Source organism: Salinisphaera sp. LB1, assembly GCF_003177035.1.
Classification (GTDB): Bacteria; Pseudomonadota; Gammaproteobacteria; order Nevskiales; family Salinisphaeraceae; genus Salinisphaera.
In genome coordinates this window covers 1,890,098-1,915,108 of record NZ_CP029488.1, presented here as the reverse complement: position 1 = coordinate 1,915,108, position 25,011 = coordinate 1,890,098, and the positions used below count along the sequence as shown (strand labels likewise).

Below are 25,011 nucleotides of genomic sequence, written 5' to 3'. Positions count from 1 at the left end.
TTACAGCCCTGCCGGAAACCGGCCCGGCGAGCATAGCAGCCCCGGAGGGAACGTCCGTCAGTCGTCGTTGGCCGGATCGGCGCGCAGGTTGTCGATCAGCGCCCGGGTCTGGGCGCGGGCGGCATCGACGAAGCGGTGCATGTCGGCCAGACGCGCCTGGGCACCCTCGCGGTTGTCGTCGATTTCGGCCTGGGCCGTGGACAATGACTCGCTGAGTACGCCCATGCGCTCGATATAGCCTTCCAGCACGCGCAGATAATGGCGTGGCGCGAGCTGATAGTAGTCCTGGCGATCCCCCGGCACGGCGGTGGCCTCGAGCACGCCCAGATCGCGCAGCATGCGGGCATTGGTCGAGATACTCGCCCGTGACACCCGCAGCTCACGCGCCAGCGCCGACAGGCTGGTCGGGCCGCCATGCACGATGAAATACCCGAGAATACGACCTGCGATCCGCGGCATGCCGTCGCCCTGGGCGGATAGGCCCATGCGTTCGATAAAGGCCGAGATCGCGCGTTCGTCATCCGACATCCGGGCAAGATTATGGACCGCCCGCCCATGCGTCAATTGATGGACGCCGCGCCCCTGCCCACGACCGGATGCGCGTCGCGGCCGTTTTCGCCATGTCGTGCCCCCGAATCACCACGCCATGGCGGCCGCCCTGGTGCCCCTCATCGGAGTGTCGTGGCGGCCGCGGACTCGCCGCGGCCACGGCGGAGGGCTACACTGCCCCGGCGCTTTTACGGCTTCATCATAGCGAGGACCGCCGACCATGGCCGAGGCCCGACCCATCGCCGCCGTCATCTACGACTGCGACGGCACGCTTGTCGACAGCGAACTGCTCAACGCCCGCTGCATGGTGGACATGATCACGGCCGACCACGGCATCCATCTGGATGCGGTCGCGGTGGAAGCCGAGTTCCGCGGCGGCAAGTTTGCCGACATGTGCGACACCCTGGCGGCCCGCCACGGCATCGACCTCGGCGCGGACTTCACCACGCGCTACCGCGCCTACGCCAGCGGCGTGTTCGAACGCGAACTGCAGGCGATTCCGGGGGTTCACGCGGCCATCGAAGCGATCGGCAGCCCACGCTGTGTGGCCTCGTCCGGGCCTCCGGGCAAGCTGGCCACGGCGCTGCGCGTGACCGGGCTGGCCGACTATTTCGGTGACCTGGTGTTTTCGGCCTACGACATCGAAGCCTGGAAACCCGAACCCGATCTGTTCCTGCACGCGGCGCACGCCCTGGGCGTCGCCCCGGAACACTGTGCGGTGATCGAGGATAGCGACCCCGGGGTCGAGGCCGCGCGCCGCGCCGGCATGCGCGTGTTCGGCTACGATCATCGCCGCACGATCGGCGATCATCCGGATGCCGATCTGGTGCGCTTCACCGATTTCGGCGAACTGCCGCGCCTGCTCGGTCGCTATTAACCCGGCACAAAAATAGATGATTTTTCGGGTTAATAGCGCGAGTATGCGACCGCATGCTCGCCGCGGCCATTGGCCGCGAAGCCTTTGAAAATAAAAGACGGACAGGCGCCGGCTTTTATTTTTGAAGGCGTTGAAAACAGCTGATGAAGTCAGCTGTTTTGATGCCGGATTAATAATCAGTTCGCGCCGAACTGCCAGTAGTCGATCTGTCGGCGCATGCAGAACACCGGCAATTCAGCTTCTTCCACCGCCCGGATCAGTTTGTCCGTCTCGCCGCCGTCGAGCACGAACATCAACTCCTGGGGCTCGTCGGTGGCCTCGAAGAAATGCGCGGAATGCACATGCCCGTTCGCGCCAACACCCTCGATATCGTCGCGCCGGGTCATGCGCGTGATGCCCTGCGAGCGCGCCAGGCTCGCAATCGAATCGAGCACCGGCTCGCCGTTGTGCCGACGCGAGCGCGGTGCGATGAAAATCAGTTCGAATCCTTTCATGACGTCGCTCCGGTGAGATGACGCAGGCCGGCAAACGTGGCCATGCCCAGCCCGGTCATGATCAAAGAGCCGACCACGTGGACCGCGATTCCGGCGAAGGCCCACAACAGCCGCCCGTCCTGAATCTGGGTGAATATTTCCGCGGAAAAAGTGGAAAAGGTCGTCAGCGCGCCCAGAAAGCCGGTGACGATCATCAGCCGCCAGAACGATGACAGCTCGGGAATCGCGGTGAAGGTCGCGATCGCCAGACCGATCAGAAACGCACCCAGCAGATTGGCCACCAGCGTGCCCGGAGGCAGCGTGGGCAGATAGCTGTTGAGGCCGAGCCCGATGGCCCAGCGCAGGTTCGCGCCGATCGCCGCGCCCAGGGCGATGGCAAGCATGGAATGAATCAACGGCATGGACTTGTCTTCGGCATACTCGGCTCCGCTTTCCGATTCCCGAGTCTGACCCTGCGGATGCGGCGCCTGCGGGTCGTAGGTCGTCTCGCTGTACGAATCGTTGCTCGTATCGGTCACGCGGCAGACTTGTGCGCTGTGTGCATGCCGTATTCTCGCCCGCCTAGGCCGGCGATGCCAACGTACTGCCGGGCGCGGACTCACGCCCGCCGGCCTCCGGCATCAGACACGGCGCCTGAAACAGCCGGCCGTGATACGCGCCGGCCAGCGTACGCGCGCTCACCAACAGCCAGAACAGCGCCAGCAGCCCGACGAAAAAGACGCCCAGCACGGTATACATCGCCAGCCCGGTTTCGGTTCCCAGATCCAGCGTGGCCACCGCATACACCCCCAGCGGAAAGGTGAAACCCCACCAGCCCATGTTGAACGGCAATCCGCCGCGCAGATGATGGATCGTCGCCAGCATGGCGATCACCCACCACCACAGGCCATAGCCCCAGAGAATCGCCGCGCCGATCACACCCGCGCCATGGGCGACCTGGGCGAGTGCGGCGCCGGCGCTGCCGGCGAGTCCATGCCCCGCCGCCGCACCCAGCGTGAGCAACCCGAGCGCGCCGGTGCCCAGCGGACCCAGCGCCAGCCAGCTGGTGACCGCCATGTCGGGCCCCGGCAACCGGTGCAGCACCAATCGCAGAAACAGGATCACCAGAATACCCATCGCCGGCAGCACCGACGTCGCCCACAGGCCATAGCCGATGAACAGCATCGTTCGCGCCTCGGCGGTCGCGCCGAGATGCGGAATGATCAGCCCGGCCGAGCCGGCGGTCACCTCGGCCGCGACGATCGGCAACAGCCAGACGCCGGTCATGCGTTCCAGCGCATGGTCCTGGCGCGTGAACATCAAAAACGGCACGAACCAGGCGCAGGCCAGCGCCATGGCGGCATCCAGCCACCACAGATCGGCGGCGATACGCACCGCGATGCCGCCCCAGTGCGCGATGCCGAACGCCAGAAAGCCATTCACGATCGTGATCAGCCCCATCGGGATCGCGCCGAGAAACATGCACATGGTGCCGTGGCTGAAGATGCGCCGTGCCTGGTCGAAATACAGCACCCAGCGCGCGCCGTAGAGAATCGAACACAGCGCGAACAGCCCCATGTTGAACCACCACAGCCCCTCGGCGAGCGCGGCGAGCCACGGCAGGTGCCCGGGCAGCATGTCGAGCGCCAGCGCCAGGATGCCGGTGCCCATGGTGGCGGTGAACCAGTTGGGCGTGAACTGACGCACGACCTCGCCGGGCCGCGCCAGTTGGTTCAGGGGCCGAGAAAGGGACATGGGTGGATGCGTCGGCGAATGGATGCACGAATCATGCGCCGCGCGGCGCGTCGATAAAATCGAATTTTTATTGACTATCCGTTCGGTTTTACCAAACTATCCACGGATGCCGATTCGCTTCACCCTACGCCAGCTCGAAATCTTCGCCGCGGTCATGCACGCCGGCCAGGTGCGTGCGGCGGCCAGTACCCTGCATCTGAGCCAGGCCGCGGTCAGCCAGGCGCTGCGCGAACTGGCCGAAGCGCTGGACGTTACATTGTTCGAACGTCGCGGCCGCACGATTGTCGCCACGCCCACTGCGCATCGACTGCTGGCGCTCACCGAGGCCACGCGCGCCGAACTCGCCACGCTCGCGGTTCGGCTGCATGGCGATCCGGGCGCCGCCCTGAGCGGCCCAGTCCACATCGCTGCCTCGAGCACCATCGCCCGCTATCTGTTGCCGGGGCCCATCGCCCGGCTGACGCGGGCCAACCCGGCCCTGCGCGTCACCTTGCGTTCCGGCAACAGTGCGGCAGCCGAGGCGCGTGTCGCCGACGGCGAAGCCGACCTCGGCTTCATCGAAGGCCCTGCGCAGCGCGCGGATGTGTGGGCGTCGCATTGGCGCACTGACCGTCTGCAGATCATTGGCCCACCGAGCGCGCCAGCGCGCATCGAAGCCGACGATCTGGGCGACTGGCCCTGGGTGATGCGTGAAGCCGGGTCGGGCACGCGCATCGTATTCGAACAGAGCCTGGGATTGGCCGGGCTGGCCCGCCCCGGCGCGGCGCTGGTGGTGGACGACAGCGGGGCCCAGGTGCGGGCCGTGGCCGCGGGCGCCGGCCTGGCGTGCGTCAGCGCCGCGGCTGCCGCGTCCGCCCTCGCGGCCGGCGATATCCGTTTCGTCGCGCTGGGCGATCATGTTTTCGCCCGGCCGCTGTGGTCGATACAACGCGCCAATGCCAGGCCCACGCCCCTGATCGCGCGGCTGATCGAGGCCCTGAGCGACTGATTCGGGTCAGCTGCTGTTCAACCGCTTCCATTAGGGTCGACAGCGTATCAATTAACACCTCGTAAAGAATGAGAGGGACAAGCATGACCATTAAAACCACCGCCATCACGGGTCTGACCGCACTCACACTGGCCGCGAGCACCGGCGCGGCCCTGGCCGACAGCAATACATCGAATACGGACAACCAGGGCATGGCCTCTGCCCAGGCCCAGGCCCAGGGCATGTATTCCGCCAATCGCCTGCTCGATGCGCCGGTCTATGCCAAGGGCAACGACAAAGACGCCATCGGTGAAGTGGATGATGTGCTGCTCGGTAACAACATGCAGATCCAGGACTTCGTGATCGAAACCAAGGGCAAGTTCGGCGTGCTCGGCGGCAAGAGCTATGTCGTCGCACCCAGTCAGCTGACGGTACGGACCCAAACGACCGGCAAGGCAACCAAGCCCGACTACCGCGTCGAACTCAACATGACGCGCAATGGTCTGGGCAATGAACCGGTTTACAGCGACTCCTGGTGGACCAACGCCCAGAACCAGGCCGGTCAGGCCTGGCAGGCGACCAAGAACGCGACCTCCAGCGCCTGGACCAAGGTGGAAAACACCACGTCGAATATCGTCAACGGCAGCAAGAACGAGGCCGACAAGGCGGCCGGCGCTACCAGCAACGCCGCGCACAAGGCCGGCAACAAGATGTCGAATGCGGCCGACAAGGCCGGCGACAAGGCCTCGAATGCCGCCAACGACGCCGCGAACAAGGTCGACAACGCGACCGGCAACAACTGATAACACGCCAAAGCACGTCACGGACGCTTACCGTCCGCACCGAGGGGCCGTTCGCGGCCCCTTTTTCATGCACGGCAGGACGTAGCTGACCGCCGGGAGCGCCGCAGGCTAGAATAACGCTCGATCCGGTAACCCCAAGTCGAAGGAGCGGCGGATGAGTCCGCAGAACAACAACAATCAGAGCAGTCTGTTCGGCGTTCTGTTTTTCCCGGTACTCGCGGTGGGGGTGCTGATCATCGTCGCGATCCTGGTGATGAGTTATACCGGCAACAAGCGGACGGCCCCCTCGCCGAACAGCAACATCCGCCAGCTCAGCGCATCCACTATGAATACGCTGCGCCACCAATACGACAAGCTGGGCGAATCCATCGGCAACCCGAACGCCCCGGTCACGATCCGCGAGTTCGGCGACTATCAGTGCCCGGCCTGCGGCAACTTCGAGCCCACGGCAGAGCGTATTCGCAAGAAATACGTCGATCCGGGCAAGGTGCGCTTCATCTTCTTCGACTTCCCGCTGGCCATGCATCAACACGCCCAGGCCGCGGCGATCGCCGCCCGCTGCGCCGCGCGCCAGGACAAGTTCTGGCCGTATCACGACCGGCTGTATCACACCCAGTCGAAGTGGGCCGAGCAATCCAACCCAAGCTCGATGTTTCTGGATCTGGGGGTGGAGGTCGGGCTCGATACCGACAAGCTCAAAGCCTGTATGAAGAACAATACCCCGCTGCCCACAATCAACAAGGAGCGCGACGCCGGCAAGTTGGTCAAGCTGCGCGCCACGCCGACCGTACTGGTCGGCAACACCGAGTTCATCGGCGGGCCCAGCTACGACAAGCTCAAGAATGCGATCGACGATGCGCTGTCGGCGGCAGGCGCCGACGGCGGCTCGCAGGGTAGCGCCGGGCAATAGCCCGGTCGCACCACCGGGCCTTATGGCTCGGGTCGGGCCTCGATCTCGGCCAGCGTGGCTTCGATCACGGCGCGGGCCTCGGCATCGCGTTCTTCGCTGCCGCGGCTCTTGGCGACGGCGCGAAACCAGCGCGCCAGGCGTTTCTGGCGATCCGAATCGAGCCGGTGCACGATGGCGCCGGCCTTGCGGCGGGCGCCGTCGGCCGCGCCCGCCGCCAGTTCACCGACATCGCGCGCAGCATGGGTGCGCTCGATGATGGCCCGATACCGGATCAGCACCGAATCCAGCAGAATCCACGCAAAGTTGGGGTTCTTGGGCGGGCCGAGCGTAATCCGCCGTCCGCCGCCCACCAGCGCGCCCGGCCGGCCGAGCGAGACATTGAGCGTGGGCAGCGCATCGCCCTTGAAATAAGCCAGCGCACCGCCCACACCGCCACCAATCAGCGTGCCCAACCCGAGTGTATGGCCGAGCGTGCCCGCGTCCACGGAAACACCGGCGCCGGCGCCCACCGCCACGCCGGCGAAGGTGAGCTGGCGTCGGGTCAGCCCGAAACGGCGCCAGGTTTCATCGTGCGCCAGATCCAGCCCCTCGCCGACCGGCGCCGCGGCGGTGGCCGCCCGCGTATGCCGATGGCGGTACAAATCCAGCAACGCATTCGCGGCATCACGCTCCAACTCGGCGATACGAGCGTAGTAGCGCCGTCCCGCCTCGGCGATGGCGGCGCGCCGGGCTGCCTCGGGCAACTCGCCGTCGGCGTAATCGGCCTGCTCTCGCAGCGTGAGCGCTGCGCGTAGAAACGCCTGAATACGCTCCGCCGCCTCTTCGCGTCGTTGTTGCCACTCGGCATCGAGCAGCGCGATGGTGGCATTCAGATGATCGTGGTCGCGCTCATCGATGCGATTGAGCGCGGCCAGCAGTTCGCGGCGGGCGGTAAAACGCGCGGCAAACGCATCGAAGGTTCGCACCAGGTTGAACGACTTGCCGAGTTCGGTCCGCCAGGCCTCGGCATGGCGCCCGGGCCGGACCTCGGTCTCGCGATGATGCGGGTTGAGCACCGCCAGCCGCGGCCCGGCTGACAGACGCAGGATCTCGATCTCGGCGATGAAGGCATCGTGTAGCCGCACGTCCGGGTCCACGACATAGAGCACGCCGGCGCCCTCGATCAGCGGCGCCAGCAGTCGGCATTCGTCGACGAATTCGTTCGAGTCGCGATAACGATCGACGAAGGCGGCCAGCGTTTCCGGCCCGGGACCACGCGCCGGATCGGCCGCCAGCGCCCGGATCGCGCGCAGCGCCTCGATCGGCTGCTGGAACCCCGGCGTGTCGATGAAACGCAGCCGCTCGATACCGTCCAGCACCAGCGACAGGCGCTGACAGCGCGTGGTCTCGCCCGGCTCGGCCGAAATCCGGATGATCGCATCGTCGTCTTCCTCGAGCAGAGTGGCGAGCACGGCCGATTTGCCCATGTTGACCTTGCCGACCACGGCGAAGGTCGGCACCCCGGGCGATACCCAGACGGGCCCGGCTTCGCGATCCGGATTACGCGGCAGGATCATAGGCCGTGATTTCGGTGGCGGGATCGCGCAGGCCGTCGACGAACGCGGTCCAGCGGGCCATATTCCCGGCCTCGGGCGCGCCGGGCGTGCCGTCGTCGTCGGCCACGATCACCCAGGTGATCGGCGTGGCCCGGCCGGCGGTCGCGCGCACGCGCGCCTGCAGGCGTTCGGCCGAGCGCGGCGACAACGCCCAGTCGGGCGCCACCAGAACGACATGGCCGGGCGAGTGGGCCAAAGCACGGTCGGCGGCCTCTTCGGCATCGGCATCGAGTACGCTCACGCGCTGCGTGGCTTGCGGGTTCAGCCGCAGGCGGCGCAGAAGAAACCCACGAATCGCCCCGCCGTCGATATCGTGGCCACCGACATCGAGCACGAGCGCGCCATCGGCGCTCGATTCGGCCACCGCGCCGCGGGTAACACCGGCCAGCGCACGCCACAGCGCACGATGCCGCGGGGCCTGAAAATCAAGCCGCGCCAGCGCCCACCGTTCGCGCGCGGCAAACAGTGCGATCAGCAACAAACGCGGCAATGTGCCCCAAACCAGCACGGTCATCACCAGGAAGCGCCACCAGGCGCCCGCCACCGCACCGCCCGGCGGTTGCTGGCCGGCCGTGCCGGACAACCGGCTGGCGCGCACGTCGCTGTCGCCGGGCACCGCCGCGGGCCAGATTCCGGCCCAGGGCGCAGCCAGCGTGCTCACCGCGCTGTTCATCAGCCCGGTGTTGTTCGGCGTGGCTTCCCAGTAAAAGCGCACGTCGAAGATCATCAGACTGATCAGGAACGCACACACCACGCCCAGCGAAAAGCCGAGCCCGCCCCATTGCAGCAAGCGCCCGGCGCGCGCGGTGGCCGCCCGGCGCGCGGCGCGCGAATCGGTGAACGCCTGCGCCCAGCGGGCCAGATCGCGATCGCCGGCCAATCGGGCTAGGGCCGGACGCCGGAGCACTCGGATCAACCACGGCGCGCCAGCGTTGCGGCCGATCAAACGCGCCAGCGAGAACAGCACGAAGCCGGCCCATGGCAACGCCACGGTCAGGCCAAGGAAGATCACCACATGCACACGCTGGCCATTGCCGAGACACAACCCCCAGGCCAGCATGGCGCCGGCCAGCGCGAACCCGCCCAATAGCAGCCAGCCCAGTACGTCGATCAGGCGCGACCAGGCCCAGCTTGGCCAAATGCGGTCCGGCGCCCGGTCACGACAATGCATCAGCCACAGCCGGAGACCCAAGGCGCGACGGCGATCGTCCGGCAGCCCGGCCAGTTGCGGGCGAATATCGCGCGCGAAGATCAGTCGCTCGCGCTCATCCACCCGCTCGCCGCCGGCCAACAGGGCCTCGAAGTCGAGCAAATCGGCGAGTTGCCAGCGCGCGCCGGACCATCGGGAAGGGTTCATGCCCTCATTCTAGGGCTTATGGCAATGAAACGAGGCTATCGCTAACCGTTCCGACACAGAAAACCACCCTCGACAGCCCATCGACGTGGGCGCGCGATGTTATTCTCAATCGTATGTCGACGCTCACCACCGACACGCTCAACCGGCCGCTGCGCGATCTGCGTATTTCACTGACCGATCGCTGCAACTTCCGCTGCACCTACTGCATGCCGCGCGAACAGTTCGGCGCCGAGCATCTGTTCCTGCCCAAGCGCGAGCTGCTCGATTTCGACGAAATCGAACGGCTTGCCCGTATCGCCGCCGGGCTCGGCGTGACCAAACTGCGCCTGACCGGCGGCGAACCGTTACTGCGCCGCGATCTCGACGTGCTCGTCGGCCGCCTGGCCGCGATCGACGGCATCGACGATATCTGCCTGACCACCAATGGTTCGCTGCTCACCGCCGAGCGCGCCCGGGCCCTGAAGGCCGCCGGCGTCAACCGCGTCACGCTCAGTCTCGACGCGATCGACGACGAACGCTTCAAGGCGATCAACGATGTGGGTTTTCCGGCCTCGAAAGTGCTCGCCGCCGTGGACAACGCCATCGCCGCCGGACTCACACCGGTCAAGGTGAATTGCGTGGTCCAGCGCGGCGTCAACGAGGATCAGATTCTGCCGATGGCCGAAGCCTTCCGGCACAGCGGCGTGGTGCTGCGCTTCATCGAATACATGGACGTGGGCACCTCGAACGGCTGGCGCATGGACGACGTGGTGCCCGCCCGCGAGATCCTCGAGACCATTCGCAGACGATACGCCCTCACGCGTCAGCCAGCCCGCCAGCCGGGCGAAACGGCCAACCGCTGGCACTACGACGACGGCGCTGGCGAGATCGGCCTCATCGCGTCGGTCTCCATGCCATTCTGCGGCGGCTGCAGCCGCGCGCGCCTGTCCGCTATCGGCGAGCTCTATACCTGCCTGTTCGGCGTGCACGGCCACGATCTGCGCACGCCGCTGCGCGCCGGCGCCAGCGACGCCGAGATCGCCGCCCAGCTGGCGGGCATCTGGCACGCCCGCGACGATCGTTATTCCGAACAGCGCGGCGAGGAAACCTCCCGGCGGCGCGACGGCGATGCCGATGACCGGGTCGAGATGTCCTATATCGGCGGCTGAGCCGCCGGCACGATCTCGAGCACGCGGGCCACGCCCGACGCCTCGACCACGAAGCGCACGTCGACATCGCGCAACGCCACACCATAGACGCGATCCCCATCGGCGCGCCGGTACGCCGGGCGCGGGTCCTGGGCCAGCACCTGCTCGATCAGCGCCCGGAGCGGGCCGGCATCCGCCCGCGCGGCCACGCGCTGTTCGGCCGCGGCCTCCCAATGCACGGCGAGCGACGGCGGCGCGGTTGGCGCGAGATCGGCGCGCGCCGCGACCCGCGCATCCGCCCAGGGCAGATACGGCTTGATATCCACAACCGGCGTGCCGGCCACCAGATCGTGCCCGCCAATCAGCAGGTGAACCCGCGCCGGCCGCATTCCAGTCATGCCGGGCAACGCCCACGGCGCCGGCGAGGCACGCGATGCGATAGCCACATCGAGCAGGCGCACCACCGAAAGCCCCAGCCGGTTGGGCCGGTGCGTGCTGCGCGTGGCGAACACGCCGACCCGGGCGTTGCCGCCCAGCCGCGGCGGCCGTACGCGGGGGCGCCAGGTTGCCGGGCTGCGATCGAACACAAAACTCAGCCACAGATGACTGTAGGCCGCGATGCCCTCGATGGCGAGCGGATCGTCGTAGGGCGCAACCAGACTCACCACGCCCCGCGCCGCCTCGACCAACCCCGGCTGGCGGGGTACGCCGAACTTGTCGGGGTAGTCGCTGGCGACCACGCCGACGGGCGTCAGTGACAGTGGAAGGCTTTCGTCCATACGGGTATCGGGTCGATCGGGCACGTGCCGGCAGTCTAGGGCCTGTTGCCGTTTCGTGCGCGCGCCGCGTTGGAGACCGCAAATCCGTCGAGACAAGGCGCGCGTCGCCGGTCGTGGCGTGCCACGAGCAAGACGCGCAACGCCGTATCGGCGCCCTGATTGATTTTATGGGCGGCCCAACCCGAAGGGACAACAGACCCTGGCGCCACGCTCGCCGGCGCCGGGGCGGCGCGCTACCATTTCCAATCGTTTAGTCCATGAAGCGCACCGGCCGTGACACCTGCCATCCAGATCCTCGAAGCCGCGGGCATCGCCCACGAGGTCCGGCGCTACGATGCCAGCAGGGCCGCGGGCGAGTACGGCATCGATGCCTCCCATCAACTGGGGCTGTCGCCGCAGGAAGTTTTCAAGACGCTGGTCGCCGAGACCGGCACGCACGCGTTCGTGGTCGCCATCGTGCCCGTCTCGGGCCGGCTGAATCTGAAGAAACTCGCCGCCACCATGAACACGAAAAAGACCTTTATGGCCGAGCCGGCAACTGTCGAGAAGATGACCGGTTACGTGCTGGGCGGGGTCAGCCCGCTCGGGCAGAAGAAACGGCTGGCCACCGTCATCGACAGCTCGGCACTGCGATTGGAACAGATGCATGTCAGCGCCGGCCGGCGCGGGCTGGAAATCAGTCTCAGCCCGGGCGATCTGGCGGCACTCACCGACGGGCAATTCGCCGATATCACGGACTAGTCGTCTCGTGCCGCGCCGCCAGCAACATGTAGAAGGCCGGCACCACGAATAGGGTAAACAGCGTGCCGATGGCCAGGCCGGTGGATATCACCAGCCCCATGTTGAACCGGCCGGCAGCCCCCGCGCCCGTGGCAATCACCAGCGGCACCACGCCCAGCACCATGGCGGCGGTGGTCATCAGGATCGGCCGCAGACGCACACCGGCCGCCTGCTCGATGGCCTCGCGCTTGGACAGGCCGGCGCGCTGCAGATCGTTGGCGAACTGGACGATCAGGATGCCGTGCTTGCTGATCAGTCCCATCAACGTCACCAGGCCGACCTCGGTATAGATGTTGAGACTGGTGAACAGATTGACGAAGATCAGGGCGCCGAACAGGGCCAGCGGCACCGAAACCAGGATCACGGCCGGGTCGCGCAGGCTATTGAACTGGGCCGCCAGCACCAGGAACACGATGATGGTGGCCAACAGAAGCGTATTGACGAAACCGCCGGATTCCTGCTCGAACTGTCGTGACGCGCCCGAATAATCGACATGGTAATCGCCGCCGGGCGCGACGTCGTGGACCGCGGTACGCAGAAAGGCCAGCGCGGCCCCCTGCGACATGCCCGATACGCCGGAGATGGTCGCCGAGTTGAGTTGCTGGAACCGGTTGAGCGACTGCGGCACCACCTCCGGCTTCAGCGTGGCCACGGTTGCTGCCGGGATCAACGCGCCGTCCGGCACGCCAAGATAGTAATCCAGCACCTGATCGGGGTTCAGCCGATCGGCCTGCCGCACCTGCGGAATCACCTTGTAGGATCGCCCGGCGATCGAGAAGTAGTTGACGTAGCCGCCGCCGAGCGCGGCCGACAGCGACGCGCCGACGTCCTTCTGGGTCAGGCCGAGGGCGGTGATCAGATCGCGGTCGAACACGATCGTGCTCTGCGGCTTGTCCAGCTTGAGGTTGGAATCGATGTAATAGAACTTGCCGCTGGCCTGGGCCTTTTTCTTGACCGCCTGGGCCACCTCGTAGAGATTCCGGAATGGCTCGGTGGTGGTGATCACCAGCTGGATCGGCAACCCCGAGGCACCCGGCAACGCCGGAAACTGGAATGCCGCCACCCGCGCACCGGCGATATCGTTCCACTTCTGCTGCAGCACCGTCTGCAGAACATGGGCGTTGCGGCTGCGCTGGTCCCAGGGTTTGAACAGCACGCCGCCGATGCCCTGATTGATCGTCGGCGTGCCGGTGATCTGGAACATCTGATCGTACTCCGGAAGGCTGCGGGCCTTGTCGAACATCTGGTGGGCGTAGACATCCATCTGCTGCGCGGTCGCGTTGGGCGCGCCCACGATCTGGCCGATCACCACCCCCTGATCCTCTTCCGGCGCCAGTTCCGAGCTCGCCGTCATGCCGAGCGCGATGGTGGCCAGAAACAGCAGGCCCCCCATCACCGCGAGCACCACCCAGGTATCCAGCGCGCCGTGCAGCGCGCGCTGGTAGCGCTCGCTCACGCGCTCGAACTGGCGATCGATGAAGGCCGGCAAGCGGCCGGGGTTCGCGCTGGCGCGAAAAAAACGCGAACACATCATCGGCGACAGCGTCAGCGCGATCACCGCCGATACCGTCACCGCACCCGCCAGGGTGAAGGCGAACTCGGTGAACAGCGCGCCGGTCAGGCCTTTCTGAAAACCGATCGGGGCATAGACCGCGATCAGTACCACGGTCATCGCCAGAATCGGGCCGCCCAGCTCGCGGGCGGCCAGCAGCGCGGCCTGGCGCGGCGTCTTGCCCTCGTCCTTCATGTGGCGATCGACGTTCTCGACCACGATGATGGCATCGTCGACCACCAGCCCGATGGCCAGCACCAGCGCCAGCAGCGTGAGCAGATTGATGGAGTAACCCAGCACCAGCATCATGAAGAAGGTGCCGACCATCGACAGCGGCATGGCCACCAGCGGAATGACCACCGCGCGCAGGCTGCCGAGGAACAGGAAGATCACCGCGGTGACGATCAGCAGCGCCTCCACCAGCGTCTTGATCACCTCGTGGATCGAGGTGTTCACGAACGCGGTGGCGTCATACACGATCGCGCCGGTCATGCTGTTGGGCAGCTGGCGCTGCAGGCCCGGAAACGCCTCGCGTACCCGCCGGGCGACGTCCAGAATGTTGGCGTCGGGCGCGACCTTGATACCGATGAACACCGAACTCTTGCCGCCGAAGGCTACGTTGGCGTCGTAGTTCTCGGAGCCCAGCGTGACGTGGGCCACATCCTGCAGGCGCACGATGGCGCCGTTGTGCTGCTTGATGGCGAGCTGCCTGAACTCGTCGACCGTGTGCAGGTCGCTGTCGGTGGTCAGATCCACCGTCACGGCCTGCCCCTTGGTCGAGCCGATCGCGGCCAGGTAATTGTTCGCCGCCAGCGCGGCATGCACGTCGCTGGCCGTCACCCCGTGGGCGGCCATGCGCGCCGGGTCCAGCCATGCGCGCAAGGCGAACTGGCGCGCGCCAAGGAGCTCGGCGGTCTGTACCCCGGCGATGGAATCCAGCTTGGGCTTGACCACGCGCGCCAGATAATCGGTGATGTTGTTGGTGGGCAACTCGTCGCTGTAGAAGCCCATGTACATCGCGTCGATGGTCTCGCCGGTCTGCACCGTCAGCACCGGCTGCTGCGCCGCCGGCGGCAGCTTGTTGCGTACCGAATTGACCTGGGTGTTGATCTCGCTGAGCGCACGGTTGGCGTCGTAATTCAGGCGCAGCGTGGCGGTGATGGTGGAAACACCGGACACGCTGCTCGACGACAGATAGTCGATGCCCTGGGCCTGGGCGATCGCCTGCTCCAGCGGCTGGGTCACGAAACCGGCCATGGTTTGCGCGTCGGCGCCGTAATAAGCGGTGGTCACCGTGACCGTGGCATTTTCCGTTTTCGGATACTGACGCACCGTGAGGCCGGTGACCGCCCGCAAACCGAGCACCAGGATCAGCGTACTGACCACAATCGCCAGCACCGGCCGATTGACGAAAAGATCGGTGAACTTCATGGCGCCGCCCGCACCGGGAGCGCGCTCGTGCGACGGTCGCGCGGGCGGCCGGGCCGCCCGTCCGCTTTGTGGCTGGTTTGCGTGGCGCGACTATGTCCGGGGGCGCTGCGCCACGTGTTGCGGCAATGCCGTTGCGGCATGGGCCGCGCACAAAATATCGCCACGCTAATGTTCCTGCGGCGTCGGATGCGCGGCGTCCGCCGGCTGCACGTTGTTGTCGATCGTGATCGGCGCGCCGTTGCTCAGTTTGATCTGGCCGCTGGTAACCACGGTCGCCCCGGCGGCGAGGCCCTTGACGATCGCGACCTGGTCGCCGCGGGTTTCGCCGGTGGTGACCAGCGTCTGCTGGACGGTGGCGGGCAGCGGCTGCCCCTGCTCGTTATTCCCCTTGGACGGCTGGACGACAAACACCATGTCGCCGTACGGGTTGTAGACGATGGCCGCTTGCGGCAGCGTCAGATAGCGCTGCCTGCGACCGGCATCGACACGAATGTTGGCGAACATGCCCGGCAACAGGGCGCCATCGGCGTTGGGCACGATAGCTTCAACCTGCACGTTGCGGGTGTCCGTATCCACTTTCGGATTGATGGCGGTGACCCGCCCGTCGAAACGCCGGGAATCGTAGGCATCCACCGCCAGATGGATGGTCTGGCCGATCTGCAGCCGGCCGATCGCGCGTTGCGGCACACTGAAATCCGCATAAAGCGAGTCGATCTGCTGCAGCGTCACGATCGCGGTACCGGCATTGAGATAGTCACCGGGGCTGACCGTGATGATGCCCGCGCGCCCGGCAAACGGCGCGCGTAGCTGCTTCTTGGAAACCAGTGCCTTCTGCCCGGCGACGGCCGCCTGCTTGCCCTTCAGGTCGGCCGCCGCACTGTCGTAGTCGGCCGTGCTGATGGCGTGCGAGGCCCGCTGCTGGTCGGCGCGACGATAATTCAGCCGCGACAGTCGAGCGGCGGCTTCGAGCTGTGCCAGCTGGGCGCGATCGTCGGCGTCATTCAGCTGCAAGAGCAGTTCGCCCTTGTTGACGTGCTGGCCGGATCGGACGTGGATCCGGTTGACCAGGCCCGGCACGTCCAGCGCCAGATCGGCGCCGCGCACCGCGCGCAGGCTGCCCACGGCGTGCAACGCCGGTTGCCAGGCCTGATAGCGGGCCACTGCGGTGCTCACCGTTGCCGGCGCCGGCTTGGGCAGGCTGGCGATCTTGCGCATGACCAGCCCAACCTTCGCGCCGACGATCAAAGCCACCAGCAAGAGTACGCCCACGACCATCACGATCATGCGCTTGACCAGGCTGGGGCCACGCCCGGCGGTATCCGGCATGCGCGGCGCGCCTTGCGAGTCCGACGGGGAACGTTGTGAGCGCATGGGCGAGGCTCAGGTGCCGACCGTGGGCCGCAGCCACGGCGAGACCGGCAGGCCGATCCTGTCCTGCGCGCCGGAATAGCCGGGCGAATCGAGCCGGCACCGGGCCCGACCCAGGGCACCGCAACCGACCCGGGTACGGATGACAACGCGCGAAAGAGCCATCAGATCGAACTCCAATCGGCGCTTCGGACGGCCGCAAGCGCTAGGCAAACGAGACAGGCCTCGGCCGGGCCGGGCAGCGCATCCGTTCTGCTACGATCGGGAACTAAAGCACGGTATCAACGCGCCGGCAACGACTTTCGTCCAATAACACGAATGACCTGCACGATCGGCGGCACGTGCGATCCCGGCGTGCCGGCCGTGCCACCTGACGGTTGTTGACCCGCGCGCGTCGGGCGACAAACTTCAGCCCGGGCGCCAGCGAGCGCCGCGCCGCGATGTTTCCGGCCGCAGGCGCAACGCCCGCGGCGGGTCAGCCTCGAACGCCGCTCACCCTCTGCGCCGACATCGACCGGGCACCGCGAAACCGATCCATGAAATCGGCCAACTGTTCGACGGCTTCCAGTGTCACCGCGTTGTACAGCGACGCCCGCAGACCGCCGATGGCGCGATGGCCTTTCAGCCCGGAAAGGCCGGCGGCCTCGGCTTCGGCAAGAAAACGCTGCTCCAGCGTCTCGTCCGGCAGGTTGAATGCGACATTCATGATAGAGCGGTCGCGCTCGGCCGCCCACCCCCGGTAGAACCCGTCGCTTTCATCCAGCACGCTGTAGAGCCGCGCCGCCTTTTGTCGATTGATGGCGTCCATCGCCTCCAGGCCGCCGATGTCGTGCATCAGCCAGCGGGTGACCAACAACACGACGTAGATCGCGAACACCGGCGGCGTGTTGAGAACGGAGTGGGCGCGGACGTGGCAACGATAATCGAGGAAATCGGGCAAACCCTGTGGCGCGTCCTGAATCAGATCGTCCCGCACCACGACCACGGTGACCCCGGCGGGGCCCACGTTCTTCTGCGCATGGGCATAGATCAGGCCAAACCGCTCGGCTTCGACCGGGCGCGACAGGAAGTCCGACGACATGTCGCAGACCCGGAGCACGTTGTCGTGCCCGAGCACGCGATGAAATTGCAGCCCTTCCACGGTTTCGTTGGAAACGTAGTGCAGATAGGGCGCCGTATCGCTGAGCGCAAGCGTATCGTCGCTGGGCAGGTGACGGAAGCCGTCCGCCTCGCCGCTCCAGGCCACCCGGATCGGGCCCTCACGGCGCGCTGCAGGCAGGACCTTGCCGCTCCAGTAACCGGTATGCAGGTAATCGGCCGGCGCGCCGTCGGGCGGCAGCAGGGTCATGGGCACCATGGTGAATTGCTGCGTCGCCCCGCCCTGCAACAACAGCACGTGATAATTCTCGCCCACGCCGAGCAGCGTACGGATATTGTGTTCCAGCTCGTCGACCACGGCCGCGAACCAGTCGGACCGATGGCTGATCCCCAATACCGAAAGGCCGACCTCCGGCACCTCGACGATCGCCTGTTGCACCTCGCGCAGCACGCTTTCCGGCAAGGCGCCGGGGCCACCGGAGAAATTCAGGGCGTTTCGCGCATTCATGTCGTTTCGTCCATCAATCGGGCGTCTGCCTCTTCGACGCGCTGCAGCAGCAGATCGCGCAGCGCATGCTTGACCTTGGCCATATGCGTTTGCTTGTGCGGGAACAGCTCGGCGGAGTCCATGGCATGTACCACCATGGCGTTGCCGATTTCGAAGACCAACAGTTCCCCGTCGCGCGTCTGGCCGCAGTCGATGCAGACATAGTCCAGCCCCGAACGCTGGTGGATCGCATCCAGCGCCGCGCGATGACGGCTGGCAAATGCGTCGAACGACGCCATCCAGGCCGCTTCTCTGGCGCGCTTGCCGGCATCGTCGTACATGCCGGCGTTGAGGTAATGGATCATCCAGTCGTCCGAGACCGCCATATGACCGGCGAAGGGTTCGCCATCGACGAGCACGACGCGGTACTTGCGATACCAACCATCCGAGTCGGTGTAGTCGATGAAGGGGGAAATCAGGAACTGTTCGTCCTCGACGTCCGCAAGATAGGCCGCCAGTGCGTCCCGGTCGGCCAACCGGGCGAGACCGTGGCCGCCATGGGAATCGCGCGGGCGCAGGATCAACGGGAAATCGATGCCCTCGCATACGGACGTCATCGCGCTTTCGCCGCCCGCGATGTCTTCCAGCTCGCCACGCGTGATCGACAATGTCGGTGGCATCGCCAGCCCGGGGACGCCTTGTAGCAATCGGCTCGCCCGCTCACGCTCGGTATTGGCGATGGCCTCGGGCGTGTTGAGCACGGCCCGCGGCCAGTCGGCCACCACGGGTTTGATCGCCTCCAGGCTCGGGCGATTGTCGTCGGAGTCGCTCATCGCCACCATCGCCAGATCGTGTTCCGGCAACGGCGTCTTTTCCGTGGCATCGGATGGCATGACGAAGTAGTACTCGAGATCGATGTCGCTATCCTCGAGCAGACAATCCAGCGGCATGTTGGCGGCCAGGTCGCCGGGCGCCATCAGCAGCAACACACGCAGGCGCGCCGGCTGTCGAGCAGCCGCCAGATGAAAACGGCGCTGCATCGCCAGCGCCTGCGCCTGAATATTGAGACCGAGCCCGCGTTGCCCCATACACAGCATGAGTGTGGCCAGGTTCATCCAGAGGATGGCGTTCTCGGGCTCGGCTTCGGCGCGGGCGATCCATTCACGGGCGAGCGGCTGCATATCGTCCCCGTTGAGGCTATGGCGCAAAAAAGGAGCGAGCCCGAGAAACTCGGCTGCAGCATGGTCGAAACAAGACATCAGGCGAAAACACCTCGGGTATTTAAGGGCAGGCCTATGACCATGGATGACACAGGCCCTCGTGCATCCAGGCGATTCGGACGCAACGCCATCGCAGCAGCGGCCTTCACAACGACCCCATCATACGGTGGCCTCCGGGCGTCGAAATGCCGAATACGCAGCAAAAATGATCGCTTCCAACGGATTTCGGATTGGCTGCGGCCAGCCGGGAGCCCCGCCCTGGATTACGGCCGGACATGATGCCGGCGAGACCGGCGCACGGTCGCGGATTTTCCGTAGTCGCCGCCAAAGTACGCCAACTTGCCCGGCGTGCCGCCGAATCGGCCGATCAGATCGAGGTGTTGATCGCTGAATCGGTGCACCACATGGCCTCCGGTGCATCTCTGGTCGAGAATGCCCGCGATGTGTCGACGCGCATCGCCGAGGCCATTCGGGAGTTCGCCCGCCTGGTCAGCGAAATAGCAAAGGCGAGCGAACAATCGGAGGCAGGGCGCCGAGGAAATCAGCTCGTCCCTGGAGCAACGGGACGACACCAGCCAGCGCAACGGCGGACTGGTTCAGGCGCTGGAGCGCACCGTGTCGGGGCTGCAGAGCGAGGCCGAGGCGCTGACCACGGCGGTCAAATTGTTTCGCACCACCGAACAAGAGCATCAATCCACCGAGGACGCGCGGGAAACATCGGTGCCGGGCGCGACCGCGCCCGAGAAGGACGAGCAGGGCCGGCCCCGTCTTCTGCCGGCGTAGCGGCGCAAGCCGTGGAATAACGAGTCGCTCTGTCGTCAATACTATCGCTCGGGCGCGTGCTGCCGACGCTGCGCCCGATGCAGAGCCACGCGATAAACGAACACTCACCCTGCCCCTTCTAGGGTCTGTTGCCGTTTCGTACGAGCGCCGCGTTGGAGACCGCAAAACGTGTCCGGCAAGGCGCGAGTCGCCGCATCGTGGCGTGCCACGATCAAGACTTGCAACGCCGCAGGGCGCCCCTAGTAAATTTTTTATGGGCGGCCCAACCCTTCGGGACAAGCGCCCAACGATTGACGACACGACGGCAATCCAGCGTTGGTGCTCTCTCGTAGAACGACTACGCCACGTTCGCTACGCCTCGTCTTGCCGCCCCCAAGTAATTTTTCAGGAAGCGCTTGGCGCGGACTCGGACGAAACGGCAACAGACCCTTGTGTCTTGCCGAAGCTGACTGATTAGCTACCAGTCAGCGGTGCTCGGTCGGGTGAGCATCCACAGACCCTGAAGCTTATAGCTTGCGCGTTAGATCATGCGCCCGACCGATTTTTCATCTCGCAAACGTGAATGGGTTCCAAGTCCCCGCTGGCGCGGTGAGACTGCACGAACAAGGAGAAGGCACGAGATGACCGTCTACATCGGCATTGACGTCAGTAAACGCAAATTCGACTGTGCTTGGCTGCGGGATCCTGATCGGGTCAAGGTCAAGACCAAGGTCTTTGGCAACGACACCGCGGGGCACGCAGCTGTATTGGACTGGCTGGCGCAGCAGACCGGCACGCCGGCCGATCAAATCCACATCATCATGGAAGCGACCGGGATTTATCACGAAGCCTTGGCTCAGGCGCTTTATGAGGCCGGTTTGGGCGTGTCCGTGATGAACCCCGCGCAGGTCCGGGAGTTTGCCAAAAGCCTGGGAGTGCGCGGCAAGAACGACCGGAAAGACAGCGTCGTTCTGGCCCGCTATGGGGCGGCTCGTCGCCCGCGGCTGTGGCAGCCCGAACCTGCGGCGGTGCGTGGACTCAAAGCGCGTCTCGCCCGTCTTGAGGCGCTCGATAAGGATATTCAACGCGAGCGCAATCGCCGGGAAAAGGCCGAGGTCGTTCAGGCCGAAGAGATCATCGCGTCGATCGATACGGTGCTCGACGCGCTACGGGCCGAACGCGATCGGTTGACGCGCGATATTGACGATCATATCGATCGCCATCCCGCGCTGAAAAAAGATCGCGCTTTATTAGAGTCGGTGCCCGGCATTGGCCCCACCGTATCGCGGCGCCTGCTGGCCACACTGCGAAGCCGCGACTTCACCAGTGCCCGCCAAGCCGCGGCCTTCATCGGCGTCATCCCGGTGCCGTGGGATTCGGGGAGTTCGGTCCATGGACCGCCGCGTCTATCCAAGGCCGGTAATCCTAAACTGCGACAACTGCTCTATATGGCCGCCATCGTCAGCACCAAACACAACCCGGATATCGCGGCCCAGTATCAACGCTTAACAGCACGCGGTAAAAGCGATATGAGCGCCCTCGGCGGCGCCATGCGCAAGCTCGTCCATCTCGCGTATGGCGTGCTTAAGCACCAGACGCCCTATCAACCCCAAGGCGCTACATGAGCCCCTTGGTGCGGAGACGGCAAGATGGTATCTAATCACGCAGCCGTTCGAGGGCGCGTCGCACACTCTGCCCGTGGCGGGCGATGTTCGACCAGGGGCAATCGCGCTGCGCCAGGCGCCGGAAGATGTTGCCAACATGGAAGCGCCGCGGGCCGATGTCCGCATCGGCAAGCTCGTCCCATTCCAGCGGGGTGGCGATGGGCGCGCCCGGCCTGGGCCGGACCGAATACGGGGCCACGGCGGTCTGGTTCACCGCGTTGCGGCGGGTGTCGAGATACAACCGCCCGCCGCGCTTGTTCTTGGCGTGCGCCGTAGTGAATTCCTCCGGATGGGCATCGGCTACACGCTCGGCAATGCCTTGCGCGAACTCGCGCACCGTATCGAAACCCGCATGGCGGTCAAGCGGGACCGCCACATGCAGTCCGGAGGAGCCCGAGGTCATCACGAACGAGGTGAGGTCCACCGCTTCCAGCGCATCGCGCACGGCGCGCGCCGCGGCGATGACGGGCGCGAAATCGCCGCCTTCGCCGCCATGACCCGGCGGATCGAGATCGAAGATGAGCCGATCCGGATGCTCGGGACGGTCGTAGCGGCTCAGCGTCACATGGAAGGCGATCGCGCCCTGGCCGACCAGATAGGCCAACGCGTCGGCCGAGTTGATGAGCGGCTGAACCAGCTCGCCATCTTCCTTGGCGACCGTCACGTGTTCCAGCCAGTCAGGATAATGGTCCTGGACCGCTTTCTGGATGAAATGGGTGCCTTCGATGCCGTCGGGAAAACGATTGAGCGTCACCGGCCGGTCCTTCACATACGGCAGCATGACCGGCGCGATCCGGCGGTAATAATTGGCCAGATCCCCCTTCGTGATCCCGGCGTCGGGAAAGAACATCTTGTCGATATGGTCGATTTGCACGCTCACGTTCCGCTCACTTCCCGGACCACTTCATGCGGGTCCTTGTCATCGCGTTCGCCCAGATAGGCGGGATGGCGCAGCCTGCCGTCGCAGGTCCATTCGGTGAATTCGATCTCGGCCACGCGTTCGGGCTGCACCCAGTGGATGCCGCACTCGTCCGGCGGATCGGCAAACGGCGGCGTCTCGCGCTCACTGGCCGAAAGCACGCGATGCAGACGTCGCAGCTCGGCATCGGAAAAACCGGTACCGACGCGGCCGGCATAGCGCAGTTCGCCGGATTCGTAGTAGCCCATCAGCAGGGCGCCCAGCCCGATGCGCTCGCCCTCGGGCTCCGTGTACCCGCCGATGACCAGCTCCTGGCCGGCCTGGCACTTGAGCTTGAGCCAGCGCTTCGAGCGGCCACAGCGATAGCAACTATCGGCCTGCTTGGCGACGATACCTTCCCAGCCCTTGCGCCGGGCCTCGGCCAGCAATGTCTCGCCGTCGCCGTTGCGATGCGCGGTGAAATACAGACGGCCGGAATAATCGAGGATGTCACGGAGCAGGGCTTTACGCTGGCGCAACGGCACGCGGCGGATGTCGTAATCCTCGATCCAGGGCGAATCGAATACATAAAAATGGATGGCGATACCTGACGCGCGCGCCTCGGCCGGGTCGGCAATACCCGCCCGCTGCTGGAGCCGGGAAAAACTGGTCACATCGCCATCGAAAGCCACCACCTCGCCGTCGAGCACGAAACGCCGGCATGGCTGGGCGGCGAACAGATCGAGCAACTCGGGAAAATGATCATTGCGGAGCTGGCCGTTGCGCGTATACAACTCGACGTGTTCGCCGTCGCGAAACACCAGCAGGCGAATGCCGTCGAGCTTGCGCTCGTAGATCCAGCTTTCGTCCGAGAACGGCCGGTCGTGCAGCGTGGCCAGCATCGGCTCGAAGGTCCGCGGCATCGGCGCCTTCTGGGCCTTGGCCCAATCGTCGCCGTTGATACGGCCTTCCAGGCAAGCCTTGTTCATGACGACTCACCCGCCGCGGCCGCGATCTGCCCGGTCGTACGCGCGCTGAGCGCCGAATAATCCTCGGTCGACACCGGATTACGACGCGCATCGGCGTCTTCGTCGTCGATCTTCACCAGCAGCCACTGGCGCTTGTTGCCTTCCGTACGGAAATGCGTGAGTGCGTATCCGCCGCTGAGCTTACTGCCATGCAGGTTCACCGTGAGATGGCCATCGGCCCAGCACGCCGACAGCGATTTCTCCGCGTGGCCCGTGTCATCGCGCTTGGCATTGTCGTACGGCCCGATGTCCCAGACCATGACCGTGCCGCCACCGTATTCGCCTTCCGGAATCACGCCCTCGAAATCGGCGTAATCCAGCGGGTGATCCTCGGTCTCGATCGCCAGGCGTTTTTCGCGCGGGTCGGTCGACGGCCCCTTGGGCACGGCCCAGGACTTGAGCACGCCGTCAATCTCCAGGCGAAAATCGTAGTGCAGCGTCGACGCCGAATGCTTTTGCACGACGAAGATCGGCGGCTGGTCATCCGGCCGCGGGTTGCCCTGGCCCGAAGGCTCGGGCGTCACATCGGCACGTCGTTTGTCGCGATAGGTCTTGAGCGGATCCCGAGCCATGGCCGTCTCCGCGCGGGTGTTTCTGCGTTATAACTGATCCCCGCGCGGCGCGTCATCCGCACTTACCCCTAACCGCGCACGGCGGCTCGCCAAGCCCTTAAACTGGCTCATTTATCGACGAAGATGAGTATTTGTCATGCCACACGACTTCTACATGCAGGCTGCTCTGGACGAAGCCCAGCGCGGGCGCAATGAAGGCGGCGTGCCCATCGGCTGCGTCCTGGTGAAAAACGGCGAGATCGTTGGCGCCGGTCACAACCGCCGGGTGCAGAAATCCAGCGCCATCCTGCACGGCGAGATGGACGCGCTGGAAGCCACCGGCCGCCAACCCGGCGCCTGGTACAAGGACGTCACCCTCTACACCACGCTCTCGCCGTGTGCCATGTGCTCCGGCGCGATCCTGCTCTATGGCATCCCGCGGGTCGTGATCGGCGAAAACACCTCGTTCATGGGCGAAGAAGCCCATCTGGCCGAGCGCGGCGTCGAACTCACCGTGCTCGACGATGCCGCCTGCAAACAACTCATGGCCGATTTCATGCGCGACTCGCCGGAACTCTGGAACGAGGATATCGGGACGTAGCGACGAGCAGAGGGACAAGTTGGAACCGGCTGTCGTGAATATCGGCGTACGACCCGACGCGGCCATTCGTCTTTGCCCCGGCGTAACGCGCAATCGCCCGCATTCCGCTCGATTCGAGTGGGCCGGCCGCGTGTCACGACCGCTTCAAAGCGATCTGTAGATCGACAAGCAGGCGCATCGCCTGTCGCAATCACGAAATCAAGACCGGCCACGTTGCGAACAGCGTAACTCGGCATGCCCTTTGAGCAGACTGCTCACATCCGGAGACCGGCGCGCACGAAACAGATAAAGCCAACAGCGCCCTAATCTTCCCGCTTGTTTGCCCTCATTCGCGCGCATTGGCTGACAACATGCCCTGACTTATTCGGCCCGCTGCGTG

General features: G+C 65.6%; 24 protein-coding genes and 1 pseudogene. 10 read left to right on the top strand and 15 right to left on the bottom strand.

From position 1 onward, the window contains the following. Window positions 1-57: 57 nt before the first annotated feature. Entirely contained in the window at window positions 58-528 is a 471-nt protein-coding gene (locus SALB1_RS08655) for a GbsR/MarR family transcriptional regulator (RefSeq protein WP_109993493.1), read from the bottom strand. Window positions 529-769: 241 nt separating this feature from the next. On the opposite strand from SALB1_RS08655, the gene SALB1_RS08650 reads away from it, so the two are divergent. After that, window positions 770-1,426 (top strand): HAD-IA family hydrolase, encoded by a 657-nt coding sequence (locus SALB1_RS08650; RefSeq protein ID WP_109993492.1) that lies wholly within the window; start codon window positions 770-772, stop codon window positions 1,424-1,426. 176 nt (window positions 1,427-1,602) lie between these two features. Here the strand turns inward: SALB1_RS08650 and SALB1_RS08645 are convergent, their stop codons facing one another. The 3 genes from SALB1_RS08645 to SALB1_RS08635 all read right to left on the bottom strand — a co-directional run bounded on the left by SALB1_RS08645 (window position 1,603) and on the right by SALB1_RS08635 (window position 3,654). After that, the gene (locus SALB1_RS08645; RefSeq protein WP_109993491.1) at window positions 1,603-1,920 is read right to left on the bottom strand and encodes a DUF190 domain-containing protein; all 318 of its coding nucleotides are present in this window, start codon (window positions 1,918-1,920) and stop codon (window positions 1,603-1,605) included. Beyond that, window positions 1,917-2,315, bottom strand: a complete 399-nt coding sequence (crcB, locus tag SALB1_RS08640; protein WP_109995350.1) for a fluoride efflux transporter CrcB — start codon at window positions 2,313-2,315, stop codon at window positions 1,917-1,919. Before crcB ends, SALB1_RS08645 begins: the two co-directional genes overlap by 4 nt. A 166-nt stretch (window positions 2,316-2,481) precedes the next feature. Continuing rightward, window positions 2,482-3,654, bottom strand: coding sequence for a TDT family transporter (locus SALB1_RS08635; RefSeq protein WP_109993490.1), 1,173 nt, complete (start codon window positions 3,652-3,654; stop codon window positions 2,482-2,484). A gap of 106 nt (window positions 3,655-3,760) precedes the next feature. Between SALB1_RS08635 and SALB1_RS08630 the strand changes: the two genes are divergently transcribed. The 3 genes from SALB1_RS08630 (at window position 3,761) to SALB1_RS08620 (ending at window position 6,334) form a co-directional block, all read left to right on the top strand. After that, window positions 3,761-4,642 (top strand): LysR substrate-binding domain-containing protein, encoded by an 882-nt coding sequence (locus SALB1_RS08630; RefSeq protein WP_109993489.1) that lies wholly within the window; start codon window positions 3,761-3,763, stop codon window positions 4,640-4,642. A gap of 83 nt (window positions 4,643-4,725) precedes the next feature. Beyond that, window positions 4,726-5,424, top strand: a complete 699-nt coding sequence (locus tag SALB1_RS08625) for a hypothetical protein (protein ID WP_109993488.1) — start codon at window positions 4,726-4,728, stop codon at window positions 5,422-5,424. A 154-nt stretch (window positions 5,425-5,578) separates the two neighbouring features. Further along, a complete protein-coding gene (locus SALB1_RS08620) occupies window positions 5,579-6,334 on the top strand; it encodes a thioredoxin domain-containing protein (protein WP_109993487.1) in 756 nt (251 codons plus the stop codon). Between the two features lie 20 nt (window positions 6,335-6,354). Here the strand turns inward: SALB1_RS08620 and SALB1_RS08615 are convergent, their stop codons facing one another. Continuing rightward, window positions 6,355-7,890: a DUF3482 domain-containing protein gene (locus SALB1_RS08615; protein ID WP_109993486.1), complete on the bottom strand. Its 1,536-nt coding sequence runs from the start codon at window positions 7,888-7,890 to the stop codon at window positions 6,355-6,357. Then, window positions 7,874-9,286 carry a DUF2868 domain-containing protein gene (locus tag SALB1_RS08610; RefSeq protein ID WP_109993485.1) on the bottom strand — a complete coding sequence of 471 codons (1,413 nt, stop codon included), beginning with the start codon at window positions 9,284-9,286 and terminating at the stop codon, window positions 7,874-7,876. The genes SALB1_RS08615 and SALB1_RS08610 overlap by 17 nt, the downstream gene beginning before the upstream one ends. A 113-nt stretch (window positions 9,287-9,399) precedes the next feature. Here SALB1_RS08610 and moaA point away from each other — a divergent pair, with 113 nt between their 5' ends. After that, entirely contained in the window at window positions 9,400-10,434 is a 1,035-nt protein-coding gene (gene moaA, locus SALB1_RS08605; RefSeq protein WP_109993484.1) for a GTP 3',8-cyclase MoaA, read from the top strand. Here the strand turns inward: moaA and tsaA are convergent. Next, window positions 10,419-11,192 carry a tRNA (N6-threonylcarbamoyladenosine(37)-N6)-methyltransferase TrmO gene (tsaA, locus tag SALB1_RS08600; RefSeq protein ID WP_109993483.1) on the bottom strand — a complete coding sequence of 258 codons (774 nt, stop codon included), beginning with the start codon at window positions 11,190-11,192 and terminating at the stop codon, window positions 10,419-10,421. The two genes, moaA and tsaA, sit on opposite strands and share 16 nt — an antisense overlap. A gap of 273 nt (window positions 11,193-11,465) precedes the next feature. Between tsaA and ybaK the strand changes: the two genes are divergently transcribed. Further along, complete coding sequence (gene ybaK / locus SALB1_RS08595) at window positions 11,466-11,933, top strand: Cys-tRNA(Pro) deacylase (RefSeq protein ID WP_109993482.1); 468 nt, start codon at window positions 11,466-11,468, stop codon at window positions 11,931-11,933. Here the strand turns inward: ybaK and SALB1_RS08590 are convergent. The 5 genes from SALB1_RS08590 to SALB1_RS08575 all read right to left on the bottom strand — a co-directional run bounded on the left by SALB1_RS08590 (window position 11,923) and on the right by SALB1_RS08575 (window position 19,089). After that, window positions 11,923-14,955 (bottom strand): efflux RND transporter permease subunit, encoded by a 3,033-nt coding sequence (locus tag SALB1_RS08590; protein ID WP_109993481.1) that lies wholly within the window; start codon window positions 14,953-14,955, stop codon window positions 11,923-11,925. The genes ybaK and SALB1_RS08590 overlap by 11 nt on opposite strands. Window positions 14,956-15,120: 165 nt before the next feature. Beyond that, a complete protein-coding gene (locus SALB1_RS08585; protein ID WP_199678741.1) occupies window positions 15,121-16,281 on the bottom strand; it encodes an efflux RND transporter periplasmic adaptor subunit in 1,161 nt (386 codons plus the stop codon). A 54-nt stretch (window positions 16,282-16,335) separates the two neighbouring features. Then, a complete protein-coding gene (locus SALB1_RS19030; RefSeq protein ID WP_158590689.1) occupies window positions 16,336-16,503 on the bottom strand; it encodes a hypothetical protein in 168 nt (55 codons plus the stop codon). A gap of 295 nt (window positions 16,504-16,798) precedes the next feature. Further along, window positions 16,799-17,929, bottom strand: a complete 1,131-nt coding sequence (locus SALB1_RS08580) for a phosphoserine transaminase (RefSeq protein ID WP_109993480.1) — start codon at window positions 17,927-17,929, stop codon at window positions 16,799-16,801. After that, on the bottom strand, window positions 17,926-19,089 hold the full coding sequence (locus SALB1_RS08575; RefSeq protein WP_199678740.1) for a RimK family alpha-L-glutamate ligase: 1,164 nt from the start codon (window positions 19,087-19,089) through the stop codon (window positions 17,926-17,928). The genes SALB1_RS08580 and SALB1_RS08575 overlap by 4 nt, the downstream gene beginning before the upstream one ends. 314 nt (window positions 19,090-19,403) lie before the next feature. Between SALB1_RS08575 and SALB1_RS19885 the strand changes: the two are divergent. The 3 genes and pseudogenes from SALB1_RS19885 to SALB1_RS08565 all read left to right on the top strand — a co-directional run. After that, a pseudogene (locus SALB1_RS19885) lies at window positions 19,404-19,643 on the top strand (methyl-accepting chemotaxis protein); the annotation flags it as partial. Window positions 19,644-19,743: 100 nt separating this feature from the next. Continuing rightward, complete coding sequence (locus SALB1_RS19480) at window positions 19,744-19,911, top strand: hypothetical protein (protein ID WP_255414535.1); 168 nt, start codon at window positions 19,744-19,746, stop codon at window positions 19,909-19,911. Window positions 19,912-20,531: 620 nt separating this feature from the next. After that, the gene (locus SALB1_RS08565; RefSeq protein ID WP_109992323.1) at window positions 20,532-21,515 is read left to right on the top strand and encodes an IS110 family transposase; all 984 of its coding nucleotides are present in this window, start codon (window positions 20,532-20,534) and stop codon (window positions 21,513-21,515) included. A gap of 31 nt (window positions 21,516-21,546) precedes the next feature. Here SALB1_RS08565 and ligD (SALB1_RS08560) read toward each other — a convergent pair whose 3' ends face one another. The 3 genes from ligD (SALB1_RS08560) to SALB1_RS08550 all read right to left on the bottom strand — a co-directional run bounded on the left by ligD (SALB1_RS08560) (window position 21,547) and on the right by SALB1_RS08550 (window position 24,052). After that, complete coding sequence (gene ligD, locus SALB1_RS08560) at window positions 21,547-22,434, bottom strand: non-homologous end-joining DNA ligase (protein WP_109993477.1); 888 nt, start codon at window positions 22,432-22,434, stop codon at window positions 21,547-21,549. Continuing rightward, window positions 22,431-23,375, bottom strand: coding sequence for a non-homologous end-joining DNA ligase (ligD, locus tag SALB1_RS08555; RefSeq protein WP_179950731.1), 945 nt, complete (start codon window positions 23,373-23,375; stop codon window positions 22,431-22,433). Before ligD (SALB1_RS08555) ends, ligD (SALB1_RS08560) begins: the two co-directional genes overlap by 4 nt. 62 nt (window positions 23,376-23,437) lie before the next feature. Beyond that, window positions 23,438-24,052: a DNA polymerase ligase N-terminal domain-containing protein gene (locus tag SALB1_RS08550; RefSeq protein ID WP_109993475.1), complete on the bottom strand. Its 615-nt coding sequence runs from the start codon at window positions 24,050-24,052 to the stop codon at window positions 23,438-23,440. 136 nt (window positions 24,053-24,188) lie between these two features. Here SALB1_RS08550 and SALB1_RS08545 point away from each other — a divergent pair, with 136 nt between their 5' ends. Further along, complete coding sequence (locus tag SALB1_RS08545) at window positions 24,189-24,632, top strand: nucleoside deaminase (protein WP_109993474.1); 444 nt, start codon at window positions 24,189-24,191, stop codon at window positions 24,630-24,632. The last annotated feature ends 379 nt before the right edge of the window (window positions 24,633-25,011 follow it).